The sequence below is a fragment of the Bacteroides sp. D2 genome (assembly GCF_025147085.1).
Lineage (GTDB): Bacteria > Bacteroidota > Bacteroidia > Bacteroidales > Bacteroidaceae > Bacteroides.
In genome coordinates this window covers 3,029,495-3,053,390 of record NZ_CP102261.1, presented here as the reverse complement: position 1 = coordinate 3,053,390, position 23,896 = coordinate 3,029,495, and the positions used below count along the sequence as shown (strand labels likewise).

The window sequence follows — 23,896 nt, the reverse complement described above, 5'->3', positions numbered from 1 at the left end:
ATGAAAATATATAAGACATTATTCCTGGGGCTGGGGTTAATTGCCCTGTCTTCCTGTTCGGACTTCCTGAATCAGACCTCACCGTCTGAATTGGATAATGAATCAACTTTTAATAATGCCTATTATACAGAATTGGCACTTAATAAAGTTTACGGCAGCCTGACGCAAGACCAGACTTATTCTAACTTCCTGCCTATCATTGCCGGAACCAATACCGACTGTGAACTGATTGACGGTTTGGGTACGGATGCAAGCAACACGTCCAGCGAACGTGGTAATATGAACTACAACGCTAATCCGGGATGGTCACAACTTTCCAAAGTATGGGATGCCATGTACGGAGTAATTGAGAATGCGAATCTGGTAGTAGATGGTATAAACAATAGCCAACTGATACAACAAGCAGGAGCAACCCGTACCAGCATGATGAGATTCCGTGCAGAAGCGATGACATTGCGTGCGATGATTTATTTCGATCTGATCCGCTTGTTCGGTGATATTCCTTTCAAAACAGAATCTTCCAACAGCGACCTATCTAATGTTTACATTGGAAAGGCAGACCGTGACGATATCATGGATGAATTGATAATCGAACTCGAGGAAGCTATCGGATATTTACCTTGGGCTGGTGAAGACGGTTATACAACCGAACATGTAAGCAAAGGCTATGCTCACGCTCTCTTGGCTAACATTGCAATGACACGTGCCGGATATGCTATCCGCGAACAAGCTAAAGACGGATATATCACCGGAGATAACAGTGACGCTACTTATCCTACTCAACGTTGCAGCGATACCAAACGTAGAGAACTATTCGAATTGGCCGAAAAACATCTGGCAGCTGTTGTCAGTTCAGGAAAACATAAACTGAATCCTTCTGTAGAAGAATACTGGCGTTTAATAAATATCGGACAACTAGATCAGACTTATCAAGAAAACCTGTTCGAGATTCCAATGGGACTGAACAAAAGTGGTGAGCTAGGATATACTATCGGATATCGTATAAACGGTGCCAGTTCCCTATTCGGTCCGAAAGGTAACTCATCCGGTAAGTTGAAACTGACTGCTCCTTATTATCTGTCATTTGGCGAAGGAGATATCCGCCGCGATCTGACTTGTGCTATTTCACAACTTTCTACAGACAAAAACACCAAAGTATTTAAAGAATATATGTTAGGAAATGCTCCTTTCGGTCTTTATTGTGGAAAATGGGATTATCGTAAGATGATGGAAAACTCTGAATGGTACGCAGCTGTATTGGCCAGCGATCAGAAAGTTTGTTCCGGTATCAACGTAGTGAAAATGCGTTATCCGCAAGTATTGCTGATGTATGCCGAAGTTGTGAACGAACTTTATGGTAAGGGTGCAACAGCCGAAGGTTGTACATTAACAGCCACAGCAGCCCTGAAAGAAGTACACGACCGTGCTTTCACCGATGCAACCAAACGTGATGCTGCATGGACTGCTCTAATGGGAAAAGACTTCTTCGATGCAATTGTTGACGAAAATGCATGGGAACTGGCAGGAGAAGGTGTTCGTAAGTTCGATCTAATCCGTTGGAACCTGTTGAGCGAAAAAATAGACGAGTTCAAAAACGAATATACAAATGCAGTGTATAATGGTACATATCCACAGTATGTGAACTATAAATATCGCACGGACAATCCGATGTATATCGATATGACTTCTCTCGTATTTGGAGCTAAAGTAGGTGGAGAATATGAAAACAAGAGCTTCTTCGGTGCTGAAACCAGTGACAAGGAGCAAAAGAATCTGAAAGTAAACTTGCCTAGTATTTCTGGCGGATTGAACAAGGCTGTGAAGAATCGTTATTTATTGCCGATAGCTTCTACAACCATCTCTACCTCAAACGGTAAATTACATAACTCTTATGGTTATTCGGATTAATCTTAAAATCGTAAAATGATGAAGAATATAAAAAATATATTGGGAATGGGAGCTTTCATGCTCCTGGCCTCTTTGGCTGTATCTTCGTGTACAGAGAAAAGTGATTGGGATATTGACTCTTCCTATAGCCGTCCTTTCGGAACTGATGAAAACGGAATCAGTGTAGAAACAGACAGTAAAATAGCCAGAGCGGTAGTAACTTGGAGCTCAACATCCAATACCGACTATTACATTATCGAGATTAGTCCTAACGAGATGACTGACGAGACTCCAATGGGATCAGAAGAAAATGGAAATATCGTTTATGGAAATGATCCTGCCAACCGGATCAAGCAGTCACCTTACACAATGGATAATCTGGCGGTAAATACGACTTATTATATGCGTATCAAGTCTATTTCCGGAGAGAAGGAATCTCGTTGGGTAAATTATAAAAAGACTTTTGCTTCAGTTAAGGAAGAAGCTATCCTGAATATTCCAACTACTGAAGACTTACCTGAAGGTCAAGGAAAAGTACGCATGTCATGGGAAGCCGGATTAGCAGTCGATCATTTCGAAATCATGGAAACGGGTGCCACAGAAGCAACTTCACGTGTTATTTCGTCAACAGAAGCTGCCGCAGGTGAAGCATGGGTTGAAAATTTGAAGTCGTTCACTGAATACACGATTACTATTTATAATGGAAATAATCCGCGTGGTTCACAGACTGTTACCATCCCTGGTTTGGAAATCGAATCTACCATCAGTGATATAACAGCAAATTCAGCTGTATTCTCATGGGAAGAAACGGTGGATGTAGATGAATATGCTTGTGTTCTTTCTACCGAAGGAGTACCTGAATCAGGAACCCAATTATCACCAGCAGATATTGCTGCACATAAGGTAACAATCACAGGTTTGGCTTCCAGTACGGAATATACGGCTTATGCTTTCGCAAACGGCTCTATATGTTCTCGTATCACCTTTACAACTAAGAAAGGTAAACCGACGGGTTATACTGAAATGACATGGGAAGATGCCCTTGCCAACTGGGATAATCTTTCAGGAAAAGTATTAATCAATGTTTCCGGAACAGAAGGATTTGCACAAGAAAAAGAAAGCATTGCTGCTGGCGTGACTCACCTTATTTTCTGGGGTGACAGTCAAGACGGACAGGTTAATATGACTATTAAAAAGGGCGTAGGTGCCAGCGGAATATGTGATAAAGTAGAATTCCATAATCTGAATATTACCGATGAAGGAAATACAACCCTTATTTATCAAAACGGTGCTTCAGGTTGCATCAAAGAAATAGAAGTTACCTCGTGTACAATTACCAATATCCGTGGTATCGTTCGTATGAATGCAAGTACAAGTAATGCTATGTCTGTTACTATTGACGACTGTATCATCAAAGGATTGGGAAGAGCAGCAACATCCAATCATTATGGATTACTTCTTTCTGACAAGGTAACATTAACAACTCTCAATTTAGTGGTTTCCAACACTTCTATTATTGTATCCAAGGGAGCTTCTGCGTCTCAATTCATAAGACACAAGTCAGGACAAACCGGTACAATAACAATCAAGGATTGTACATTCTATGATATGTCAGCAAGTGATGCTTTCTGCAGAGATACAAAAGACATGACAATGACTATATCAAACACCCTGTTTGCCAAAGGTGGAGTTAAACCTTTCTACAACACAAGTTCCGTAGCTACAACTCTAAACGTAAACGGCTTGTATAAGGCTTCTGACTTTGCATTTGGTGCTACCGACTGGGGAAAAGACTATACTAGTCTTCCTCTGACTTCCGATCAGCTGTTCCCTAATGGCTCAAGTGAAGATTTGACTTTTGGAGCAGATGTTCCTGAAGAATACAGAGTCGGTGACCAACGTTGGAACAAATAACTAAATAAAACTACAAGGTTTTCCGTCAAGTCTGGAATTTGCATTTACTTGACGGAGAATCTTCTCTAAAAAGCAACAGATATTATGAATACAAATTCAATCAATACAATAAGTAAATACTTACTTCTGTTCTTGTTGATTCTTACAGGTGCTTCCTGTAATGACAACGATGATGCAGAAGATACAAGCATCCCTGTTCTGATTTCACAGAATATCAATGATGGTGATGTAGTAGGTCCGAGCGGATATGTAGAACTGACTTTCAGCAAAGCCATGCGTCAAGCTCCGGATACAGAAATCTATTTCAACGGAGGAGTAGTGCGTGTATCCATCAACTACGAAAAAGTACGTTATACCTTCTCTGGTATGGAAAACAAAGAATGTACTTTCGAAGTTCCTGCCGGAGCATTAACGGATATGCAGGGAAGAGCTTACGACGAAGACTTCTTTTTAAGCTTTACTGCCAAATCTGAAATTTCGGGTGGTGGAAAAGTATTCGATGCAATTGTTGATTCAAAAGGGAATGGTGATTACACTACTCTCCAGGCTGCAATCAACGCCATCACTACCCCACCGACCAGTCCTTATAAAATCTTCATTGCCAACGGAACTTATAATGAATGTGTCCGAATCAATAAGAATAAACCATTTGTTCATTTAATCGGTGAGAGCCGCGATGGTGTTAAAATCCAGTTTGCAGTAAACCGTGTAGATGATTCAAGTAATGCTACCTCATGGCCTTATTCTATTTTCAACGAAAACTCACCAGCCCGCAAAGCCGGATATAGTGAAGAGCAAAACACAGTAGTGTTGATTGAAGCCACAGATTTTTATGCTGAAAACATTTCAATCATCAATCTTTATGGTGCATTCTCAAATCGTCACACTGGTGGTTTAGGTAAAAACGGACAGGCAGAAGCCTTGATAAACCGTGAAGACCGCTTTGCTTTGAATAATTGTTTGCTTGTCTCCTACCAGGATACATGGTGGACCCGTTATTGGAACAATACAACCCCTCATCGTGCATACGTTTATAACTCATGGATTGAAGGCCATACAGATTATATCTGGGGAAGTGGCGATGTACTTATCGAAAACAGTACATTCTATAATACAGGCAATGACGGTGGTAGCGTTATAACTGCTTCGCGTACCAGTGAAAGCGATAAATACGGATATGTTATAAAAGATTGTACGGTAAACGGTGATGATACAAAATTCTCATTCGGACGTTCCCAAGCAACAACCACGAAAACTGTCTGGATCAACACCAAGTTGAAAATGGATATTATAGATTCACACTGGGGATATGGTGGACAAATACCTACACTATATGCTGAATATAACACTATCGACAAGAATGGAAATATGATTGCAGAAAGTAAAACAATCACCTCCGGAAACGTTTCCTTCACGAGTTCAGTGCTAACAGCATCCGAAGCTGCTAAATATACATATGAGAATATAATAACTATTGACAGCTGGAACCCGAAAGAGTATATGGAAACTCCCCTTGCAGCACCTACCAATGTCAATCTGTCGGGAAACACTCTGACATGGGATGCAGTATCCGGTGCTGCCGGTTACCTCATCTTTATGAATGGTAACTATGCAGGGCAAACTACAGACACTACCGTTACACTGACCAACACTGACGAAAGCAATATTTATACAGTGAAAACTGTAAGCCAGTACGGTACAGTAAGCGAATAAAACCTATAAGATTTAATAAAGAGTTCTTTGTCACATCATCAGCAAATATAATGTATGAGACAAAGAACTCTATTTTTTTAAAAGATAATTTGTATGCTCAAATCTATTAAAATGGGATTATTGTGCTTCTGTGTAATCAACCTATCGGTTGCTTGCAGCAGCGAAGACCCAAGTATCACTGATGAAACACCGGGACAGAATACCGGTAACGGTGGTAATGAGAACGAAGGTGGTGAAGAAGAGACACCTGCCGAAACGCGTTATGCCTTTCCGAGTGCTTACGGTGCAGGTCGTTATACTACCGGCGGAGCAGGCGGAGAAGTGTATACAGTAACTTCGCTTGAAGATAACACAACACAAGGGACACTACGCTACGCATTAAATCGCACGGGAAAGCGCACGATCGTATTTGCAGTAAGTGGATTGATAGAACTGAAAAGCCCCTTGAAGATAACCAACGGAGATGTAACGATTGCCGGCCAGAGTGCACCGGGTGACGGTATTTGCCTGAAAGGACATCCCGTATCCGTACAGGCGGACAACGTAATCATCCGTTTCATGCGTTTCCGCATGGGATCGGACAACTTTACAACAGAAGCAGAAGCCGACAGTGGTGATGCATTGTGGGGAAAGCAACATAAAAATATTATCATTGACCATTGTTCGATGAGTTGGAGCACTGATGAATGTGCTTCTTTCTACGATAACACTAACTTTACCATGCAATGGTGTATCATCAGCGAAAGTTTGAATCGTTCGGTACACACCAAAGGTAATCACGGTTACGGAGGAATATGGGGAGGATCACCCGCTACATTCCACCACAATTTATTAGCCCACCACAGTAGCCGTACACCACGTTTATGCGGTAGCCGCTATACAGGGAAACCGGAAAATGAAAAAGTCGATTTACGAAATAATGTTTTCTATAACTGGGGACCGACCAATGGTGGCTATGCAGGAGAAGGAGGAAGCTATAATTTCGTGAACAACTACTACAAGCCCGGACCAGTTACCAATACCAAGAAAAATATTGTAAACCGTATCTTCCAACCTAACGGTGATGACGGTACAAATAAAAACACCAAAGGTATATGGGGTACTTTTTATCTGAAAGGAAACTATTTTGATGGCACATGTCCTGAATTGAAAGCCGAATATCAATCTCTGCTTACTTCTGTAAACAATGACAACTGGCAAGGGTTACACCCCAATGCAACAGAAGCCGTTCCTTTACCCGATGGAGGAGAAAAAGCACTTCAGTCAAGTAACGAATTTACCATTTCCGAAGATGCATCCGAATTCACTCAATCGGCAAAAGAAGCTTATGAATCAGTATTAAAGTATGCCGGTGCTTCCTTAAAATATGATGATGTCGATAAACGCATCATAGCCAACGTTCGCAACGGAGATTATACGGCAGACGGCAGTAATGGCAGTGAAAAGGGACTTATTGATAAAGCCAGCGATGTAGGTGGCTGGCCGGAATATAAAAAGGAAACCGGTCCGAAAGACACCGACGGCGACGGCATCCCTGATGAATGGGAAACTGCCAACGGTTTGAACCCCAAAAGTAAGGCCGATGGTGCCAAATATACTCTAAGTAAAACGTATACCAATCTGGAGGTTTACCTCAACAGTCTGGTAGAAACGTTGTATCTCAACAAATAAATCGTCTATATCCCCAAACAGTTAAAAGATAATGAAGCAGAAAATATCTCTATTTTATGTAGCTATTGCATTCAGCATCGCAGGATTATGTACTTCATGCTCTTCCGACGATCCTGTAGATGATACAGGTGGAGGAACAAATAATCCAGGTGGGACATCTTCTGATGTCAAGCAACTGGATTATGGAGAACTTCTTGCTTTCCCATACGCCGAAGGTCACGGTCGCAATACCACCGGAGGACGTGGGGGAAAAGTTTATCATGTGACTAGCCTCGAAGACGACGCCAGTGGAAGTATCAGCGGAAGTCTGCGCTGGGCTATGAAACAAGACGGTCCTAAAACGATTGTATTTGATGTGTCGGGTACCATCTATTTGAAATCGGAATTAAAAACCCAGAAAGATGATCTGACCATTGCCGGACAAACATCACCGGGCGGTATCTGTATCGCCAATTATCCATTTACGATTAATTCCAGCAATATCATCATTCGTTTCATCCGTTTCCGCCCCGGAAACTCTAACGTAGACTGCGACGGATTAGGAGGTTGTGACAAACAAAATGTAATCATCGACCATTGTTCAGTAAGCTGGGGAAGCGATGAATGCCTTTCTGTCTATGGTATGCAAAATTCTACCGTACAATGGTGTTTAGCTTATCAAGCCTTACGTGTGACTGATGTAAAGATCAATGCTGCCACAGGCAAATTCGCTTCTCACGGATATGGCGGTAACTGGGGAGGAAACTATGCCTCTTACCACCATAACCTGATAGCCCATTGCGAAAGCCGTGTTCCACGCCTTGGTCCCCGATATACTACATTAGCACTGAACAACAACGATGGAGAGCGAGTGGATATGCGCAACAATGTTTACTACAATTGGGGAGGCGAAGGCTGCTACGGTGGTGAAGCGCAACACGTGAATATCGTTAACAACTACTACAAGCCAGGCCCCGGAACCGATGAAAGTGGTAAAGCAGACCGCGCATACCGTATCGCGAAGCCAGATGTATATCCGGAAAATTACTCTGGCGAAGCCTACAAAAAATGGCTTCAAACTTGGGGAAAGTTTTATATCGACGGAAATAAAGTGGTAGGCAATACGACTGTTAGCAATGATAACTGGACAAAAGGCGTATTTGAACAAATGGATGAAAAAAACTGTGCAACTACGGAGCTTTGGAACCAACATACCCAGATAAAGTCAAATTCACCGGTAGTTAAGGCAGGAAATGTAAGAACTCATACGCCGGATGAGGCTTATGAACGTGTGATGAGCTATGCAGGAGCCAGCAACTATCGTGATAAAGTTGACGAGTTGATAATTAGTGACGTTAAAAACAGAAAAGCAAGTTGCACGGGAGATGCCAGCAAATGGGAAGGTCTTTCCGGCTACTCACAAAACAAAAGTGGATATATCAACGACCCGAAAGATGTCTGCACAGCCTTAGGCGTAAATGATCCCTACGATGTTCTGAAATCTGTAACCAATGCAAACGTGAAAGATACGGACGGTGACGGTATTCCCGACTACTGGGAAGAAGAATATGGTTTGAATCCCAAGAAATCTGCTGATGGAAAAGAAACGACTATTGACAAAAATGGAAAGTACACTAATCTGGAAATGTATCTCAATAGTCTGGTGCACGAAATCATGGTAAATGGTGCGACAGGTGGCAGTGTTATAGAATAATTTTAGTAAATTCGAACCCAAATGATAAATTAGTAATGAAAAAGAATATATTAGCAATCTGTAGTTTGATATTGGCTTTTCCTCTAGTGGGACAAGCCATGCAACCTGCCATTTCGGTTGAAAAAACATCAAAGGACTATCCTACCCCGGATCGTTCCAAAGTTCTCGCCTTCCCCGGTGCCGACGGAGCAGGAAAATATACCACCGGTGGTGCCGGAGGTGCTGTATACACTGTTACTTCCCTGGCAGACGACGGTTCGGAAGGAACACTTCGCTGGGCTATCAGCAAGAAAGGTCCCCGCACCATTGTCTTTGCGGTTAGCGGAATTATTGAATTACAAAAAGCATTAAAACTCAGCAATGGTGATGTGACCATTGCAGGACAGACAGCTCCGGGTGATGGCATTTGCCTGAAAAACTATACATTCTCTATTCAGGCAGACAATGTAATCATCCGTTTCATCCGTTCCCGTATGGGAGTCGACATCAAACAAAAAGGTGACGACGCAATGAATGGTACAAAAGCGCACCAAAACATTATCATAGACCACTGCTCCATGAGCTGGTGTACGGACGAATGTGCCACATTCTATGATAACCGTAATTTCACTCTTCAATGGTGCATCATCAGTGAAAGTCTCGCCAATTCTATCCACGAAAAGGGAGCGCATGGTTATGGAGGTATCTGGGGTGGACAGCCTGCTACTTTTCACCATAACTTACTCGCCCATCACACTAACCGCACACCCCGTCTTTGCGGAAGCCGTTATACGGGTCGTCCGGAAGATGAAAAAGTGGAATTATTCAATAATGTGATTTATAATTATGGCAGTGACGGTGCTTATGCTGGTGAAGGAGGTTCCTACAACTTTATTAATAACTACTATAAACCGGGACCTTTCAGTGCGACAAAAGGTTCTTTCAAACGCTTGTTTACAGCGTATGCCGATGATGGCAAAAACAACAATAAAGCAGGTGTTCATGGTGTATTCTATTTCAAAGGTAACTATATGGATCCTACCTGTCCCAAACTGACCGATAAGCAGAAAGAGGCTCTTTATAAAGTGAATATGGATAACTCTTACGGACTGGTTATCAAAAAGGACTTTGCCACAGAAAAGGAAGTACTGTCTAAAAAAGCATTTGACATAGCCGAACATACTTCTTTGCAACCTGCCAAGAAAGCCTACAAAGATGTTCTCGAGTTTGCCGGTGCTTCATATCGCCGTGACGCCATAGACCAACGCATCGTAGATGAAACTCTCAAAGGCACTTATACTTACGAAGGTTCTCACGGAAGCACGAATGGAATGATTGACCAACCGTCTGATGTAGGAGGATGGCCGGAATATAAATCAGAAACAGCACTTGTTGATACAGATGGTGATGGTATTCCCGATGAATGGGAAAAGAAACACAACCTTAATCCCAATGATCCTTCAGACGGAGCCAAATATACATTAAGCCCGGAATATACAAACCTGGAAATGTATATGAACAGCCTTGTGAATCATCTATACCCTAAAAAATAATTTCGGATAACCAAGATGAGGGTAAATGTATCGGAACTCTCATAAACAAAAAATCACCCTCGCCACAGATAGTTGTAGTGAGGGTGATTTCGATAAAAGGGGAGCTTTGAACATCCCCCTTTCTATTTCTTTCCTTTCCTATTATTATCTCCCCACTCTATCCCGATACTCTGTAGGCGTCATTCCAACCTGTGCTTTAAAGCATTTACTGAAATAACGCGGATCATTAATGCCGACCATATACGAAATCTGGGTCATATTAAATTCTCCGGTTTCTATTAATTGTGTAGCCCGCTTGATACGCATTTCTTTGATAAATTCAATCGGAGCCAATCCGGTAAGTGTTTTCAGCTTCTTGAAGAAGACAGAACGGCTGACAGCCAGTTCCCGAACCAAATCATCTACCACCAGTTCTCCATTATCCATGTTCTGCTCCATCAATTCAACCAATTTATCCATAAACTTACGGTCGTTGGGAGACATTTCGAGAGTTGTAGGTGGAGTTTCGGACACATCTTCTTCAGCAGACGGCATATCCGTAGCCACAGGCACTTCCTCCTGACCGGTAGAAATATTGATATGCATCAGACTATCCCGGTAGAAACTTTGCAGTTTCTTACGCTGCATCAACAGATTTTCCACACGTGCTTGCAGATAGGTAGCACTGAAAGGCTTCGTTATATAATCATCCGCACCATATTCCAATCCCTCCAGTTTGCTTTCAATCGTAGTTTTGGCAGTAAGCAAAATGATAGGTATATGGCTGGTCGTCATATCCGCACGCAGTTCACGCGTCATTTCGATACCGTCTTTTTCAGGCATCATCACGTCACTGATGATAATATCCGGCAGGTACTTCAAAGCCTTGCTTGCCCCCTCCTTACCGTCAGCAGCTTCCACCACCCGGTACATCGGAGAAAATATACTGCGCAAGAATTCACGTAACTCCTGATTATCTTCGACTAACAGCATCAATTCTTTGGAGTTCTCTTCTTTCGCAAATTCTTCCCCATACACATCATCAATCTTCTCCGAATCATCGCTTACCAACGTTTCAGACTGAATGGAAGAATTGGCAATATCCACTACCTGTCCCATTCTTGCCGGAGCATCCGCATCTTCCAGAATAAACTCGGCTTCCTTATCGTAATGTTCTTTTCCCTTGAGGAAATCGACTTTGAAGCAACTCCCTTCTCCCAAATGACTATCAACGGAAATAGTCGCTTTATGCATTTCCACCAACTCTTTCACCAATGAAAGTCCGATACCCGTACTAGCCTGATTGAAAAGATTCTTATCTACCAGATTCTCAAAACGGACAAACAGTGACTTCTTTTTGTTTTCCGCGATACCGATACCCTGATCTTGCACACCGATAGAAACCATCTTTTCATCTTCCCGGATAAACATCGTAATCATCTTGCCATTCGGCGTATATTTAAATGCATTGGAAAGCAAATTGAATACAATCTTTTCCAGCTTATCGGCATCCACCCAAAGATAAAGATGTTCCTTTTCGGTCTGGAACAGGAAATCAATCCGATGTTCCTCGGCCACAGCTTCAAAATTTTCCATCACCTTACGGACGAAAGGTACAATATCCACCCGCTGCACCTGCATCTTCATCTTCTTATTCTGAATCTTGCGGAAGTCCAGAATCTGATTGACAAGACGGAGCATCCGATTGGTGTTCCGTTCAACCACCACTAACTGTTCGCGAGCATCAGCCGGCAATTTATCATTCTTCAAGACCTGCTCCACCGGACCGGCTATCAACGTAAGCGGAGTACGCAACTCATGCGATATGTTAGTAAAGAAACGCAGTTTTATATCTGAAATCTGCTGTTCGACCGAAACTTCATGCTTCAACCGATAAATAGTAAACAGGATATAAACGGCTACGAGAATAATAATCAGAATAAAAAGAACATAAAGCACATAAGCTACCGGCGTCTCCCAGAAAGAAGGCAGAATAACAATGTTCAGTATACGTTCATTATCCACCCACACACCATCACTATTCGTTGAACGAACACGGAGCACATACTCTCCTTTCGGAAGATTCGTATAAGTCACACTACGCTGCTTGTCGGCAAAAGTCCACTGTTTCTCAAATCCGTCGAGAATATAAGCATACTGTATATTCTGCGGATTGGTATAATCGAGTGCAGCGAAGTGAACGGAGAAAATATTCTCTTTGTGTGAGAGCACCAATGGGTCGGTATCGTCAATATCCACCTTCAACAAGGAGTTATCTCCGGGCGTAATATCCTCATTAGTCACCATCAGTTTGGAGAATACGATAGGTGGGATATAGCTACTCTTACGAATAGAGTCGGGATTAAATATAAAGACTCCCCCACTGGCACCGAAAAGCATACTTCCTTTAGCCGTCAATGTGGAAGCCGCTTCACTAAAGCGCACTGGGAAAGTAATACTACGTTCGTCGTAACTTTCAAAACGTTCTTCAGACGGGATAAATTTACAAATTCCATTCTCCGTACTAATCCATAAATTCTCCTTACTATCTTCGCGGGCAGAAAGCAAGACGTCGGAAGGAAGACCGTCCAGTACGGAATATGATTTGAACTCTCCGTGGCCGTCCTTACTGATAGATATCAGTTTGTTGAGTCCCCCACCGAAAGTAGCCAGATACAGTTCCTTTTTCTTAGTGGAAATAATCCAATGGACATCATTATTACTCAGACTTTGCGTATCGTTCGGCATACGGGAGAAATGATAAAACTGCACATCCTCCGGTTTCTTAAAGTTCTCATCAAAAGCAACAGCTCCCGTAGTTGTACCTACCCACAGGAGTCCATTATTATCGGAAGTAATGAAACGCGCTTTGTAGCAAGGATCAATCGGATACCCTTTCAGATTATTCCGGTGATTGATAAACAATGTCTTTCCTGCTTCATTCTGCGTGATATAATTGATACCTCCGGCAAAAGTAGCTACCCAAATACGACCATAATGATCTTCATAGATACAATACACATTATTATCGCTCAAACTGTACATATCCTCTTCACGATGAAGATAACGGGTCAGTTTATAAGACATTCCGTTGGAAGAAGTCGGCTCGGCACGGACAAGTCCGTCTCCTTTTGTTGCAATCCAGATGATTCCTTTCGAATCCTGAATAACAAAATAAACAGTTCCCAACATGGGAGTACCAGTAGTAGAAACGATACCGCTTTCGGTCAGGTATCCTTTATAAGTTTTATCGGCATCATACATACGAAGCATGCCATCTTTTAAGCCAACCCACAGATTACCCAGTTTGTCTTCGCACAGGGCACGCACCTCATTATGCAATGATTCATGTTCATGCGGCATGGGAGTCATCATCGCAAAAGGTACATTCCGATAAGTCACCTTCTCCAATCCCTTGGAGTGGGTGCAAAGCCATAAATTACCTTGTTTGTCGGAGAAAGCCGAATGAATCTTATTGGAGAAGCGCCAGTCACGGCTACCCAGTCCGTTATAGAAAGGAACCAACCGTTTTTTTTGAGGATCGAAGTAAGAGAAACCTCCTCCGTAAGGGTGTACCCAAAGATACCCGTTTACATCTTCATGGATATGGAAGGCCGGACGGGAACGTTCGGGATTACTGTATTCAATAAGAATCTGTTCACGGGTCACCACTCCGGTCGAGGGATTAAAATGGGCTACAACACCCGGTTCTTCCTGCTCGAACCACACTTCCGAAGAACGGTCTACATAAGCAGAAAGGATTGGTTTTGCGGGTAAAGCCTTACAAGTCAAAAATGAATAATGCACATTTGTTTTGGTCCGCAGGTTATAAGTAAAGAAACCATCCGAATCGGTAGTAATTACAGAAACGTCCGGTGCAACGGGGTGAATGGAAGTGATCTGCCCTTTTGTAGGAAGTTCGATCAACGTAAATTCTCCGCTATCTTTCTGATAAGACCAGATACGTCCATGATCCGAAGCAAAGCAAATGTCCTTATCCCGCTCCTGTACTGCATAGAAGGCTTGGTTCATGCCGCCAAACTTCCCTTTTGTCTCCGTAAAATAGGAATCCGGTTCTTTCTTTCCGGGGCGGATCATGCCGAGGCCGTTATCCGTCAACAGCCAGTCATTGCCTGCTTTATCCTGATGTACTTTGAATACATGCAAAGAGGGAAACAGTTCCGTCTTACTGGAATAAATATCCCATGTCAGACGATTATTCTCATTCGGATGAGTTAGGATGCGGATGGCTCCGTCATTTTCTGTCAGCAGCCAGACGGTTCCGTTCGGCATCACCTCAATGGTATGTACATTAAAAGCACTCCCCTCCTCTCCGGCAGCAGGTACTTGTTCGAAAGTTTCCGTCTTCGGGTCGAAACGATGAACACGATTATCATAAGTCAGTAGCCACAAAAAACCGTAACGGTCTTCATAGATACGGTCTACGCGATTATTGGTCAGACTGATGTAGTTTCCCTGACGGGCCTTATATGTTTTGAAGGTATAACCGTTGAAACGGTTGATTCCATCCCAAGTGGCAAACCAAAGGTTGTCTTTGTGATCTTGCAAGATGTTCATCACCGTATTTTGGGACAATCCATCTTCAGTAGAATAGTGGGTGAAAAAACAGTGCTGCTGCGCATGTGTCGAGAACACAATAGCTAGCAAAAGAATTACTGAAATTAAGGTTTTCTTCATCATATAACTCGGTTCTGTGCCGTAAAGATAGAAAAATAGTTGTACTTTTATGCAATCTTTAGCGGCTATTTAACAGAATCGAGCCATTCTATAGGACAAGTGATCTATTGTCTTTTATATATCCATTGTTTTTTGCTTAGTAATTCATTTCTTTACAAATTCGTCAAGTCAACGTTTCACTGTTATCAGTTTGTTTCCGTCCGCTACCGGATTCCATCCATCTTCGCCTGCCAGTACAGTCGTAATCTCGTATCCTTGCAGGTTTTTCAGTTGTTGGGAGAAAGCGGCACGCGCTTTCGGATTGGCTCCTTCGCCCCAGCTCTCATATTCGGCATAGAAGACTGTCTTTTCGTTTTCTTTCTTACCCCAATTATTCCAGCCAACAGGAAGAATATGTTTCCCCAGTTCGCAGCGAATAAATACAGCCTGTGCATACGGACGCCAGGGACGTGACAAATAGACCTTTGTAGCTTCCGCATCAGCCGTCAACCGGCAATCGTAGAAGACATAGCCGTACTTTTTCCCTTTATCGGTAGAAGGAGCAGTGACATAACCGTCGCGCTTGCTATGAATGTGGCAGCGATTGAAAACAGCGGTAGACCATCCGAAAATAAAATCGACTGTTCCTTCAATGTAACAATCTTCGTAATATTGGCGGCTTTGCTTCCCGTATGTATAGAGAGTATCCTGGAAGCCGAGGAAACGGCAGTTCTTAAAAAAGGCACGGTCGGCAGATACAAAGCAGGCAACTGCCTGTCCTACGGGACCTGATGAATTCTCGAAGGTGATGTTTTCTGCATAAAAATCGGGAGCGTAGATGTAACAGCTGGACGAACCGGAAGTTCCCATGTTCTCACCGAATACATTTTTCTTGTTGGCAAAACCATCATAAGTCAATACCACACCTTCTTCTCCAATCAGAGAAATATTGATTTTGGATTCAGGGATAATCAGTTTTTCTTTATAGGTACCCTTACGAACCAGAATCGTGGTACGCACTTCTTTGCGGAAATCAGGAACTGCATTGATTGCTTCCTGCACAGTAAAGAAATCACCGCTACCATCTTGAGCCACTACATAATCGTTATGACGGATATATTTCGCCAGTTCCGGAATTTCCTTGCCAATGGCATCCACCGCCAATCCGGCAATGGTTCGTGCTCCGTATACATTCAAGTGAGTATTGTCTTCACGGCCTTTCGGGAAGGCAGGCACCTGATTGGGCTCGACAAACATAAATAATTTCTTAGATTCTATGGGTCCAAGTCCTTGCACCAGGTCGTGAGTGATTTTATTCATATCAATGAAAGTCACTCCCAATTCTTTTGCCACATTGCGGGGAGCATCCAGATAAGCACCATGTGTATCGAATAAAACGGTTCCCTCTTTCGGTTGTTCCTTTTCTCCCGGTGTACGACGAACATCTTTTGCAATGACGTCATCCTTTGGTTGTACAAAGTTACGACGGACGATAGAGTTAAACAATACCGGTATTCCACCTTTGGCACGGGTTTCATTCACATAGCGGCGAAGAATCTCATCAAAAGTGGTCCCCGGATCAGTGTGACGGGTAGAGTCTGCTTTCTCATCGTTATGGCCGAACTGAATAAAGACATAATCTCCTTTTTTCACTTTGGAAATCACTTTTTCCCAACGTCCCTCACTGATAAAGCTCTTGGAACTGCGTCCGTTAGCAGCATGGTTGTCTATCCGTACATCTTCAGAAAAGAATCCGGGAAGCACCATTCCCCAACCACGTTCGGGGTTTCCTCCATCTATTTTCTTGTTAGCCATGGTCGAATCGCCTATCATGAAGATAGTGATAACCGGTTTGTCCGCACGAAATGCAGAAAAAAGAATGAAAACTGCTGCCAGCAGCCCCCACATTTTATGTCTTTGTGTCTTCATATTTATCTATAATTATAATACAACTAATAGTTTCAAGGCTTGAAACTGATAATCACAAGCGGGCTGGCAATCATTCGCCTTGCTTCTCTCATTTATAAGGATACCAGTTACTACTTTCTTTAAAGATGTTTTCCGGAGTATACTTCGCTACTTCCTTCTTCGTCAGTTGTTTGGCCCACGTTACACGTCCTGTCGTATCAGCACCTGCACCGGTATTTCCAAATTCGGCATAACGAGCCGTTTTTTCGTTCTCCGGATTCTTCCAGTTGTGCCATCCTTCGGGGCGGATGTGATTGCCAAACTCACAATTAATAAAGACTGTTGCGGCATAAGGACGCCACGGACGACCCAGATATACTTTTTTCACGTCCGGAGCAGCTGTCAACTTGCAGTTCTTGAAGACATATCCGAATTCTTCACTTTGTGGGGTTGAAGCGGCCGTGATATATGAATCACGTTTGCTATGAAGCTCACAATACTCGAATAGAGCAGTTGAGGGACCAAAAATAAAATCAGTAGTCCCCTCGATATAACAATTGGTAAATAAGAGCCGTGTTCCTTCAGAACCCGTATAAATAGTATCCTGATTTCCCAGGAAACGGCAGTTGACAAACATGAGCCTGTCACCTTCGGTATGAAGGGCTACCGCCTGTCCCAATGGAGCCGCATTATTCTCAATCGTCAGATCCTTAAAAGTAATGTCATTTCCCTCTACTTTTACTGTATAGGTACGAAATGTCCCCATCTTATTGATGTTGGCATGATCGTCATAAGTGATAATCGTTTTCTCTGCACTTTCGCCCACCAGTTGAACATTCTTTACCCAAGAAGGGATGACCAGTTTTTCTTTATAGACACCATTCTTGATAAATATAGTTACCGTATAATCCATAAAAGCGCGGACAGCTTCCACTGCTTCCTGAATATTACGATAGTCTCCCGTCCCGTCACGTGTCACAATGATTGTGTCTTTGCGTTGCTGTTGCTGTGAATAAACAGATGTTGCTCCCACGCCAAGCAGAAGCAAACACATCATTCCTTTCAAAATAGTCCTTTTCATCGCTGGAAATTACTTTTGTAAACGTTCATATTCCAAGCTAGCCATAATAAAAGGTCCTACGGCTTTAGGATCATTATTGCGGATAGTTTCATTTATATAATAATCATAATCACCGGAACGGTACACCTTTCCTCCCAATCCTGCCACTGCACAAGCTTTGGTGATAGTTACCAATCCGTTTTTGTCCACTTCGATAAAATTATCGAGAAATCCCTTATAACCTTTCAGCGCTACATCCAAATAAGATTTATCAATATATCCCAGACGGACTGCCTTAAAGAGCGAATAAATAAACATAGCAGAGCAGGAAGATTCCACATAATTTCCCTTGTCCCCACTCCTATCCATTACCTGATACCATCCTCCTGTCTTCGGGTCTTGAAGTTTCTTCACCTGCACAGCCACATTATTCAGGATATCCAGCAGGGAATCTCTTCCGGCTTCATGCAGCGGAATAAATTCAAGTGCATCTACCAATGCCATCGCATACCATCCCATAGCACGTCCCCAAGTATGTTTCGACTGTCCGGTCACCGGATCTGCCCAACGTTCGGTACGACTTACATCACACGCATGGCGATAAAGACCGTTCTTAGGGTCATACGTATGGCGCGCACAGGTGATAAATTGGTTGATTACATCTGCATAATCCTGCGGAAGATTATTACGGAAAGCATATTCAGCATAGAAAGGAGCTCCCATGTAAATCCCGTCCAGCCACATCTGATGAGGATAAATCTTTTTGTGCCAGAAACCACCGTCTTCATTGCGCGGTTGTCCTTCAAACTGGCTATAAAGCAGATCGAGCGCTTTTTTATATTTAGGATTCTTCGTTTGCTCATAGATACGGAAAAGAATTTTTCCGGAGTTGATACGGTCGAGACTATAATCAGTTAGTTTATAAGCTGTAATGCTTCCGTCGTCGTGCACCATTGTATCTGCGTATGCGATGGCGTAATCGCGAATTTTCTTGTCGCCATAAGTATCATAAACATCGAGCATGGCTCCCAATTCAAGTCCATGGCAATAGTCCCACTTCAATTTCGGTTGAAAATCAAGCTGCCAGGATTGCGGGTAACGGATCATTTCCGATTCAGTCAATCGTACAGACCAGGGCAACTTACTGTCGACCTGCTGCGCTGATACCGAAACGGTCATTGTAACCAATAAAGCCAATATAAAAAAATTATAAAAAGGAGTTTGTCTCATGGTTTGTTATTTTAAGGATTCAACATAGTCTTTTTTCACGCTACGAAAGTAGTGCTTTTCCTCCAAACCCGGTAGGAAATTTTAGTCAAGTAGGTGCATTTTTTGTTTTTCGTGCACGGAAACGACTAATTTTGTGCACGCAAACGTCAAAAATGTCCATTTTTGATGCAATATCTAATAAATTAAGAGTTTCGTTTTGGAAGAAAGCAAAAAAGGTCTTACTTTTGGCACGGTTTACAACTAATACCCTCTGGGGAAACACTGGAAATTTATCATTAAAACAGAGAAAAAATAGAACAGAATGGAAGAAGTATTCAAGTACATTATCGGTCTTGGAGCGGCAGTGATGATGCCGGTCATTTTCACAATCTTAGGAGTATGTATCGGTATTAAATTCTCTAAAGCGCTGAAAAGCGGTTTATTGGTAGGTGTCGGTTTCGTTGGTTTATCGGTAGTGACAGCGTTGCTTACCAGCAGCCTGGGCCCTGCATTAAGTAAAATGGTAGAAATCTACGGATTGGAACTGGGAATTTTCGACATGGGATGGCCTTCTGCAGCAGCAGTTGCCTACAACACCTCTGTCGGTGCTTTTATTATCCCGGTTTGTCTGGGCGTTAACTTGCTGATGTTGCTTACCAAAACAACCCGCACTGTCAACATCGACCTTTGGAACTACTGGCATTTCGCCTTTATCGGAGCGATCGTTTATTTTGCTTCCGACAATATCTTCTGGGGATTCTTCGCAGCAATCATCTGCTACATCATTACATTGGTAATGGCGGATATGACTGCTCCCGCTTTTCAAAAGTTCTATGATAAAATGGAGGGTATCTCTATTCCACAACCCTTCTGCCAAAGTTTTGTTCCGTTTGCTATTGTAATCAATAAACTACTTGATAAAATTCCGGGATTCGACAAACTGAATATCGACTCCGAAGGTATGAAAAAGAAATTCGGACTGATGGGTGAACCGTTGTTCCTGGGTATCGTCATTGGTTGCGGTATCGGAGCATTGGGTTGTGCCAGCTGGAAAGAAGTATTGGATGGTATTCCGGGCATTTTAGGATTAGGTATCAAGATGGGTGCGGTGATGGAATTGATTCCACGCATCACCAGCCTTTTCATCGAAGGTTTGAAACCGATTTCTGACGCTACCCGTGAGTTGATCGCTAAAAAATATAAGAATAACACCGGTTTGAGCATCGGTATGAGCCCTGCACTGGTTATCGGTCACCCGACTACTTTGGTGGTATCCCTGCTTTTGATTCCTGTAACGATCTTCCTGGCTGTTATCCTTCCGGGCAACCGTTTCTTACCTTTGGCCTCTCTGGCAGGTATGTTCTATCTGTTCCCGATGATTCTGCCTATTACAAAAGGTAATGTAGTGAAATCATTCATTATCGGTCTGGTAGCTTTGATCGTAGGTCTGTATTTCGTAACCGAACTGGCAGGCTTCTTCACAATGGCTGCTAAAGATGTATATGCTGCAACAGGCGACCCGACAGTAAATATCCCCGCCGGTTTTGAAGGTGGAGCACTCGACTTCGCTTCCAGCCTCTTCTGCTGGGGTATCTTCCACCTGACTTACAGTCTGAAAATTATCGGTCCTGCCATCCTTGTGGCACTGGCACTCGGAATGGCTATCTACAACCGTATCCGCATGACCCGGAATGACGCAAAAAATGCAGCAATGAATAATAAAGAATAATATAAATACTATAAAGAAAAGATGATGAAAAAATTAGCAATTGCAATGATGTTGGGTATCGCAGCGATGTCTGCTTCTGCCCAGGTGAATTACAAGATGCAAGTGGCTTGCAATCCGCAAGACGTGAAAACGTATGATACTAACCGCTTGCGTAGTAGCTTCCTGATGGAAAAAGTGATGGTTCCAAACGAAATCAACGTCACTTATTCAATGTACGACCGTCTGATCTTCGGTGGCGCAGTACCTGCAACTAAAGAACTGGTACTTGAAACAATCGACCCGCTGAAAGCTAAATTCTTCCTCGAACGTCGCGAACTGGGTGTCATCAATGTGGGTGGCGAAGGTATCGTAACCGTAGACGGTAAAGAATACGTGCTGAAATTCAAAGATGCTTTGTATGTAGGTAGAGGCAAGCAGAAAGTGACTTTCAAGAGCAAAGATTCCAGCAATCCTGCCAAGTTCTACATCAACTCGGCTACTGCTCACAAAGAATACAAAACTCAATTGATTACTATCGACGGACGCAAAGGCTCGCTGAAAGCTAACTCATTCCCTGCCGGAAAGATGGAAGAAAGCAACGACCGCGTTATCAACCAGTTGATTGTAAACAATGTACTTGAAGAAGGTCCTTGCCAATTACAGATGGGATTGACAGAGTTGAAACCGGGTAGCGTATGGAATACCATGCCTGCACACACTCACACTCGCCGTGTAGAAGCATACTTCTACTTCAATGTACCGACAGGCAATTCGATCTGCCACTTCATGGGCGAACCTCAGGAAGAACGTATCGTATGGATGCAGAACGAACAGGCTATCATGGCACCGGAATGGTCTATCCACGCTGCTGCCGGAACAAGCAACTACATGTTTATCTGGGGTATGGCAGGTGAAAACCTCGACTACGGAGACATGGACAAGATCAAATATACAGAAATGCGCTAACCGTTGCGTATTCCTACTCATATATATAATCAATGATCCGAAAAACTTCATTCTTTTCTCTTACGGGAGAAAGGGATGAAGTTTTCCGGATTTTACATATTCTTCCCCCAAAGAACAAACACCTCGTTACCTATTATATATAAGATGTAACAAAATCCATATATAATGCAACGAATAATACATGATTTTGACCAATTTTTACAAATAAAATTCAGTCGAAATACCGACCTTTGTCAACGAAACAAAATCTATTTAAATCCATTATCATGAATGCATTTCAAAAAACAGGCGAAAAGATGACAAACTACAGATGGACCATCTGTGCTATGCTATTTTTTGCTACTACAGTTAACTATCTCGACCGTCAGGTTCTCTCATTGACGTGGGATGAATTTATCAAACCGGAATTCCACTGGGACGAATCTCACTACGGTACTATTACTTCTGTTTTCTCGATTGTATACGCTATATGTATGCTGTTTGCCGGTCGCTTTGTCGATTGGATGGGAACCAAAAAAGGATTTTTATGGGCCATCGGTGTATGGTCGGCAGGTGCCTGTCTGCATGCCGTTTGTGGTGTTATCACAGAAGCACAGGTAGGTCTGCATAGCGCAGCAGAACTGGCAGGTGCCACAGGAGATGTGGTAGTGACCATTGCTACTGTCAGTATGTACTGCTTCCTCGCTGCCCGCTGTATCCTCGCTTTAGGAGAAGCCGGTAACTTCCCCGCTGCAATTAAAGTAACTGCAGAGTATTTCCCTAAAAAGGACCGTGCTTACGCCACTTCTATCTTCAACGCCGGTGCTTCTATCGGTGCATTGATCGCTCCTCTTACCATTCCTATCCTGGCAAAAATGTTCGGTTGGGAAATGGCATTTATCGTAATTGGTGGACTTGGTTTCATCTGGATGGGATTCTGGGTATTCATGTACGATGCTCCGTCGAAAAGCAAACACGTTAACCAGGCAGAGCTTGACTATATCGAACAAGACCAGCGCGAAGCAGGTAGTGCTCCGATGGCAGACGAGAAGGATGAAAAGAGAATGAAATTCTGGCAATGTTTCAGCTACAAGCAGACATGGGCTTTCATCTTTGGTAAGTTCACCACTGACGGTGTATGGTGGTTCTTCCTTTTCTGGACTCCGTCTTACCTGAATACTCAATTCGGTATCAAAACTTCCGATCCGCTGGGTATGGCATTGATCTTTACGCTTTATGCAGTAACGATGTTATCTATCTACGGTGGTAAACTGCCTACTATCTTTATCAACAGAACGGGTATGAATCCGTATGCAGCCCGTATGAAAGCGATGTTGATCTTCGCCTTCTTCCCATTGGTTGTATTGTTGGCACAGCCATTAGGTACGGTTTCTCCATGGTTCCCGGTTATTTTGATCGGTATCGGTGGTGCTGCTCACCAGTCCTGGTCGGCTAACATCTTCTCTACCGTAGGTGATATGTTCCCAAGAACAGCTATCGCAAGTATCACGGGTATCGGTGGTATGGCAGGTGGTTTCGGTTCCATGATTCTTCAGAAAGTGGCAGGTAACTTATTCGTATATGCTTCCGGAACAACGATGGTTGACGGCAAAGAAGTGGAAATGACGAAAGAGTTGCTGGAACAGGGAGCGCAATTTGTACACCCTGCTATGACATTCATGGGCTTTGAGGGTAAACCGGCCGGATATTTCATTATCTTCTGCGTATGTGCAGTAGCTTATCTGATTGGCTGGATCATCATGAAAGCATTAGTTCCGAAATACAAACCTATCGTATTGGATTAATTCCATTTCAATAGATACTATCAATAAAAACAAAAGAGTAATCCGTCGCCGGATTACTCTTTTGTTTTTTAACCAATTATTCAAAAAAATGAAAAAATAAAAAAGCCTCTTCTCACGAAGAAGGCTTTTTAGGTTTACTTATCCTGCATCATCCTCCTGCAAAATATTTAAACGTAACACTTAAAACAGTGTTTT

Annotated in this window: 13 protein-coding genes; 9 read left to right on the top strand and 4 right to left on the bottom strand. The window is 42.9% G+C overall.

What is annotated here, in order from left to right; translation table 11 throughout:
- The 6 genes from NQ505_RS10645 (at position 1) to NQ505_RS10620 (ending at position 10,410) form a co-directional block, all read left to right on the top strand.
- Entirely contained in the window at positions 1-1,908 is a 1,908-nt protein-coding gene (locus tag NQ505_RS10645) for a RagB/SusD family nutrient uptake outer membrane protein (RefSeq protein WP_004301514.1), read from the top strand.
- Positions 1,909-1,923: 15 nt separating this feature from the next.
- Positions 1,924-3,801 carry a DUF5123 domain-containing protein gene (locus tag NQ505_RS10640; RefSeq protein WP_032853804.1) on the top strand — a complete coding sequence of 626 codons (1,878 nt, stop codon included), beginning with the start codon at positions 1,924-1,926 and terminating at the stop codon, positions 3,799-3,801.
- Positions 3,802-3,885: 84 nt separating this feature from the next.
- The gene (locus NQ505_RS10635; protein ID WP_004324882.1) at positions 3,886-5,514 is read left to right on the top strand and encodes a pectinesterase family protein; all 1,629 of its coding nucleotides are present in this window, start codon (positions 3,886-3,888) and stop codon (positions 5,512-5,514) included.
- A gap of 93 nt (positions 5,515-5,607) precedes the next feature.
- Positions 5,608-7,185, top strand: coding sequence for a pectate lyase (locus NQ505_RS10630; protein ID WP_009000417.1), 1,578 nt, complete (start codon positions 5,608-5,610; stop codon positions 7,183-7,185).
- A 31-nt stretch (positions 7,186-7,216) separates the two neighbouring features.
- Complete coding sequence (locus tag NQ505_RS10625; protein ID WP_009000416.1) at positions 7,217-8,878, top strand: pectate lyase; 1,662 nt, start codon at positions 7,217-7,219, stop codon at positions 8,876-8,878.
- A gap of 35 nt (positions 8,879-8,913) precedes the next feature.
- Positions 8,914-10,410, top strand: coding sequence for a pectate lyase (locus NQ505_RS10620; RefSeq protein WP_009000415.1), 1,497 nt, complete (start codon positions 8,914-8,916; stop codon positions 10,408-10,410).
- A 144-nt stretch (positions 10,411-10,554) separates the two neighbouring features.
- Here the strand turns inward: NQ505_RS10620 and NQ505_RS10615 are convergent, their stop codons facing one another.
- From NQ505_RS10615 to NQ505_RS10600, 4 genes are all read right to left on the bottom strand, one after another.
- Entirely contained in the window at positions 10,555-15,090 is a 4,536-nt protein-coding gene (locus tag NQ505_RS10615) for a two-component regulator propeller domain-containing protein (protein ID WP_009000414.1), read from the bottom strand.
- Between the two features lie 165 nt (positions 15,091-15,255).
- Positions 15,256-16,995: a pectinesterase family protein gene (locus tag NQ505_RS10610; protein WP_009000413.1), complete on the bottom strand. Its 1,740-nt coding sequence runs from the start codon at positions 16,993-16,995 to the stop codon at positions 15,256-15,258.
- 88 nt (positions 16,996-17,083) lie between these two features.
- On the bottom strand, positions 17,084-18,055 hold the full coding sequence (locus NQ505_RS10605; RefSeq protein ID WP_032853802.1) for a pectinesterase family protein: 972 nt from the start codon (positions 18,053-18,055) through the stop codon (positions 17,084-17,086).
- A 9-nt stretch (positions 18,056-18,064) separates the two neighbouring features.
- Positions 18,065-19,264, bottom strand: coding sequence for a glycoside hydrolase family 88 protein (locus NQ505_RS10600; protein WP_032853800.1), 1,200 nt, complete (start codon positions 19,262-19,264; stop codon positions 18,065-18,067).
- Between the two features lie 301 nt (positions 19,265-19,565).
- Between NQ505_RS10600 and NQ505_RS10595 the strand changes: the two genes are divergently transcribed.
- From NQ505_RS10595 to NQ505_RS10585, 3 genes are all read left to right on the top strand, one after another.
- Positions 19,566-20,972, top strand: a complete 1,407-nt coding sequence (locus NQ505_RS10595; protein WP_009000412.1) for a PTS galactitol transporter subunit IIC — start codon at positions 19,566-19,568, stop codon at positions 20,970-20,972.
- A 24-nt stretch (positions 20,973-20,996) separates the two neighbouring features.
- Positions 20,997-21,917 (top strand): 5-dehydro-4-deoxy-D-glucuronate isomerase, encoded by a 921-nt coding sequence (gene kduI, locus NQ505_RS10590; RefSeq protein ID WP_032853889.1) that lies wholly within the window; start codon positions 20,997-20,999, stop codon positions 21,915-21,917.
- A 266-nt stretch (positions 21,918-22,183) separates the two neighbouring features.
- Positions 22,184-23,701, top strand: coding sequence for an MFS transporter (locus tag NQ505_RS10585; RefSeq protein WP_009000410.1), 1,518 nt, complete (start codon positions 22,184-22,186; stop codon positions 23,699-23,701).
- Positions 23,702-23,896: the final 195 nt, after the last annotated feature.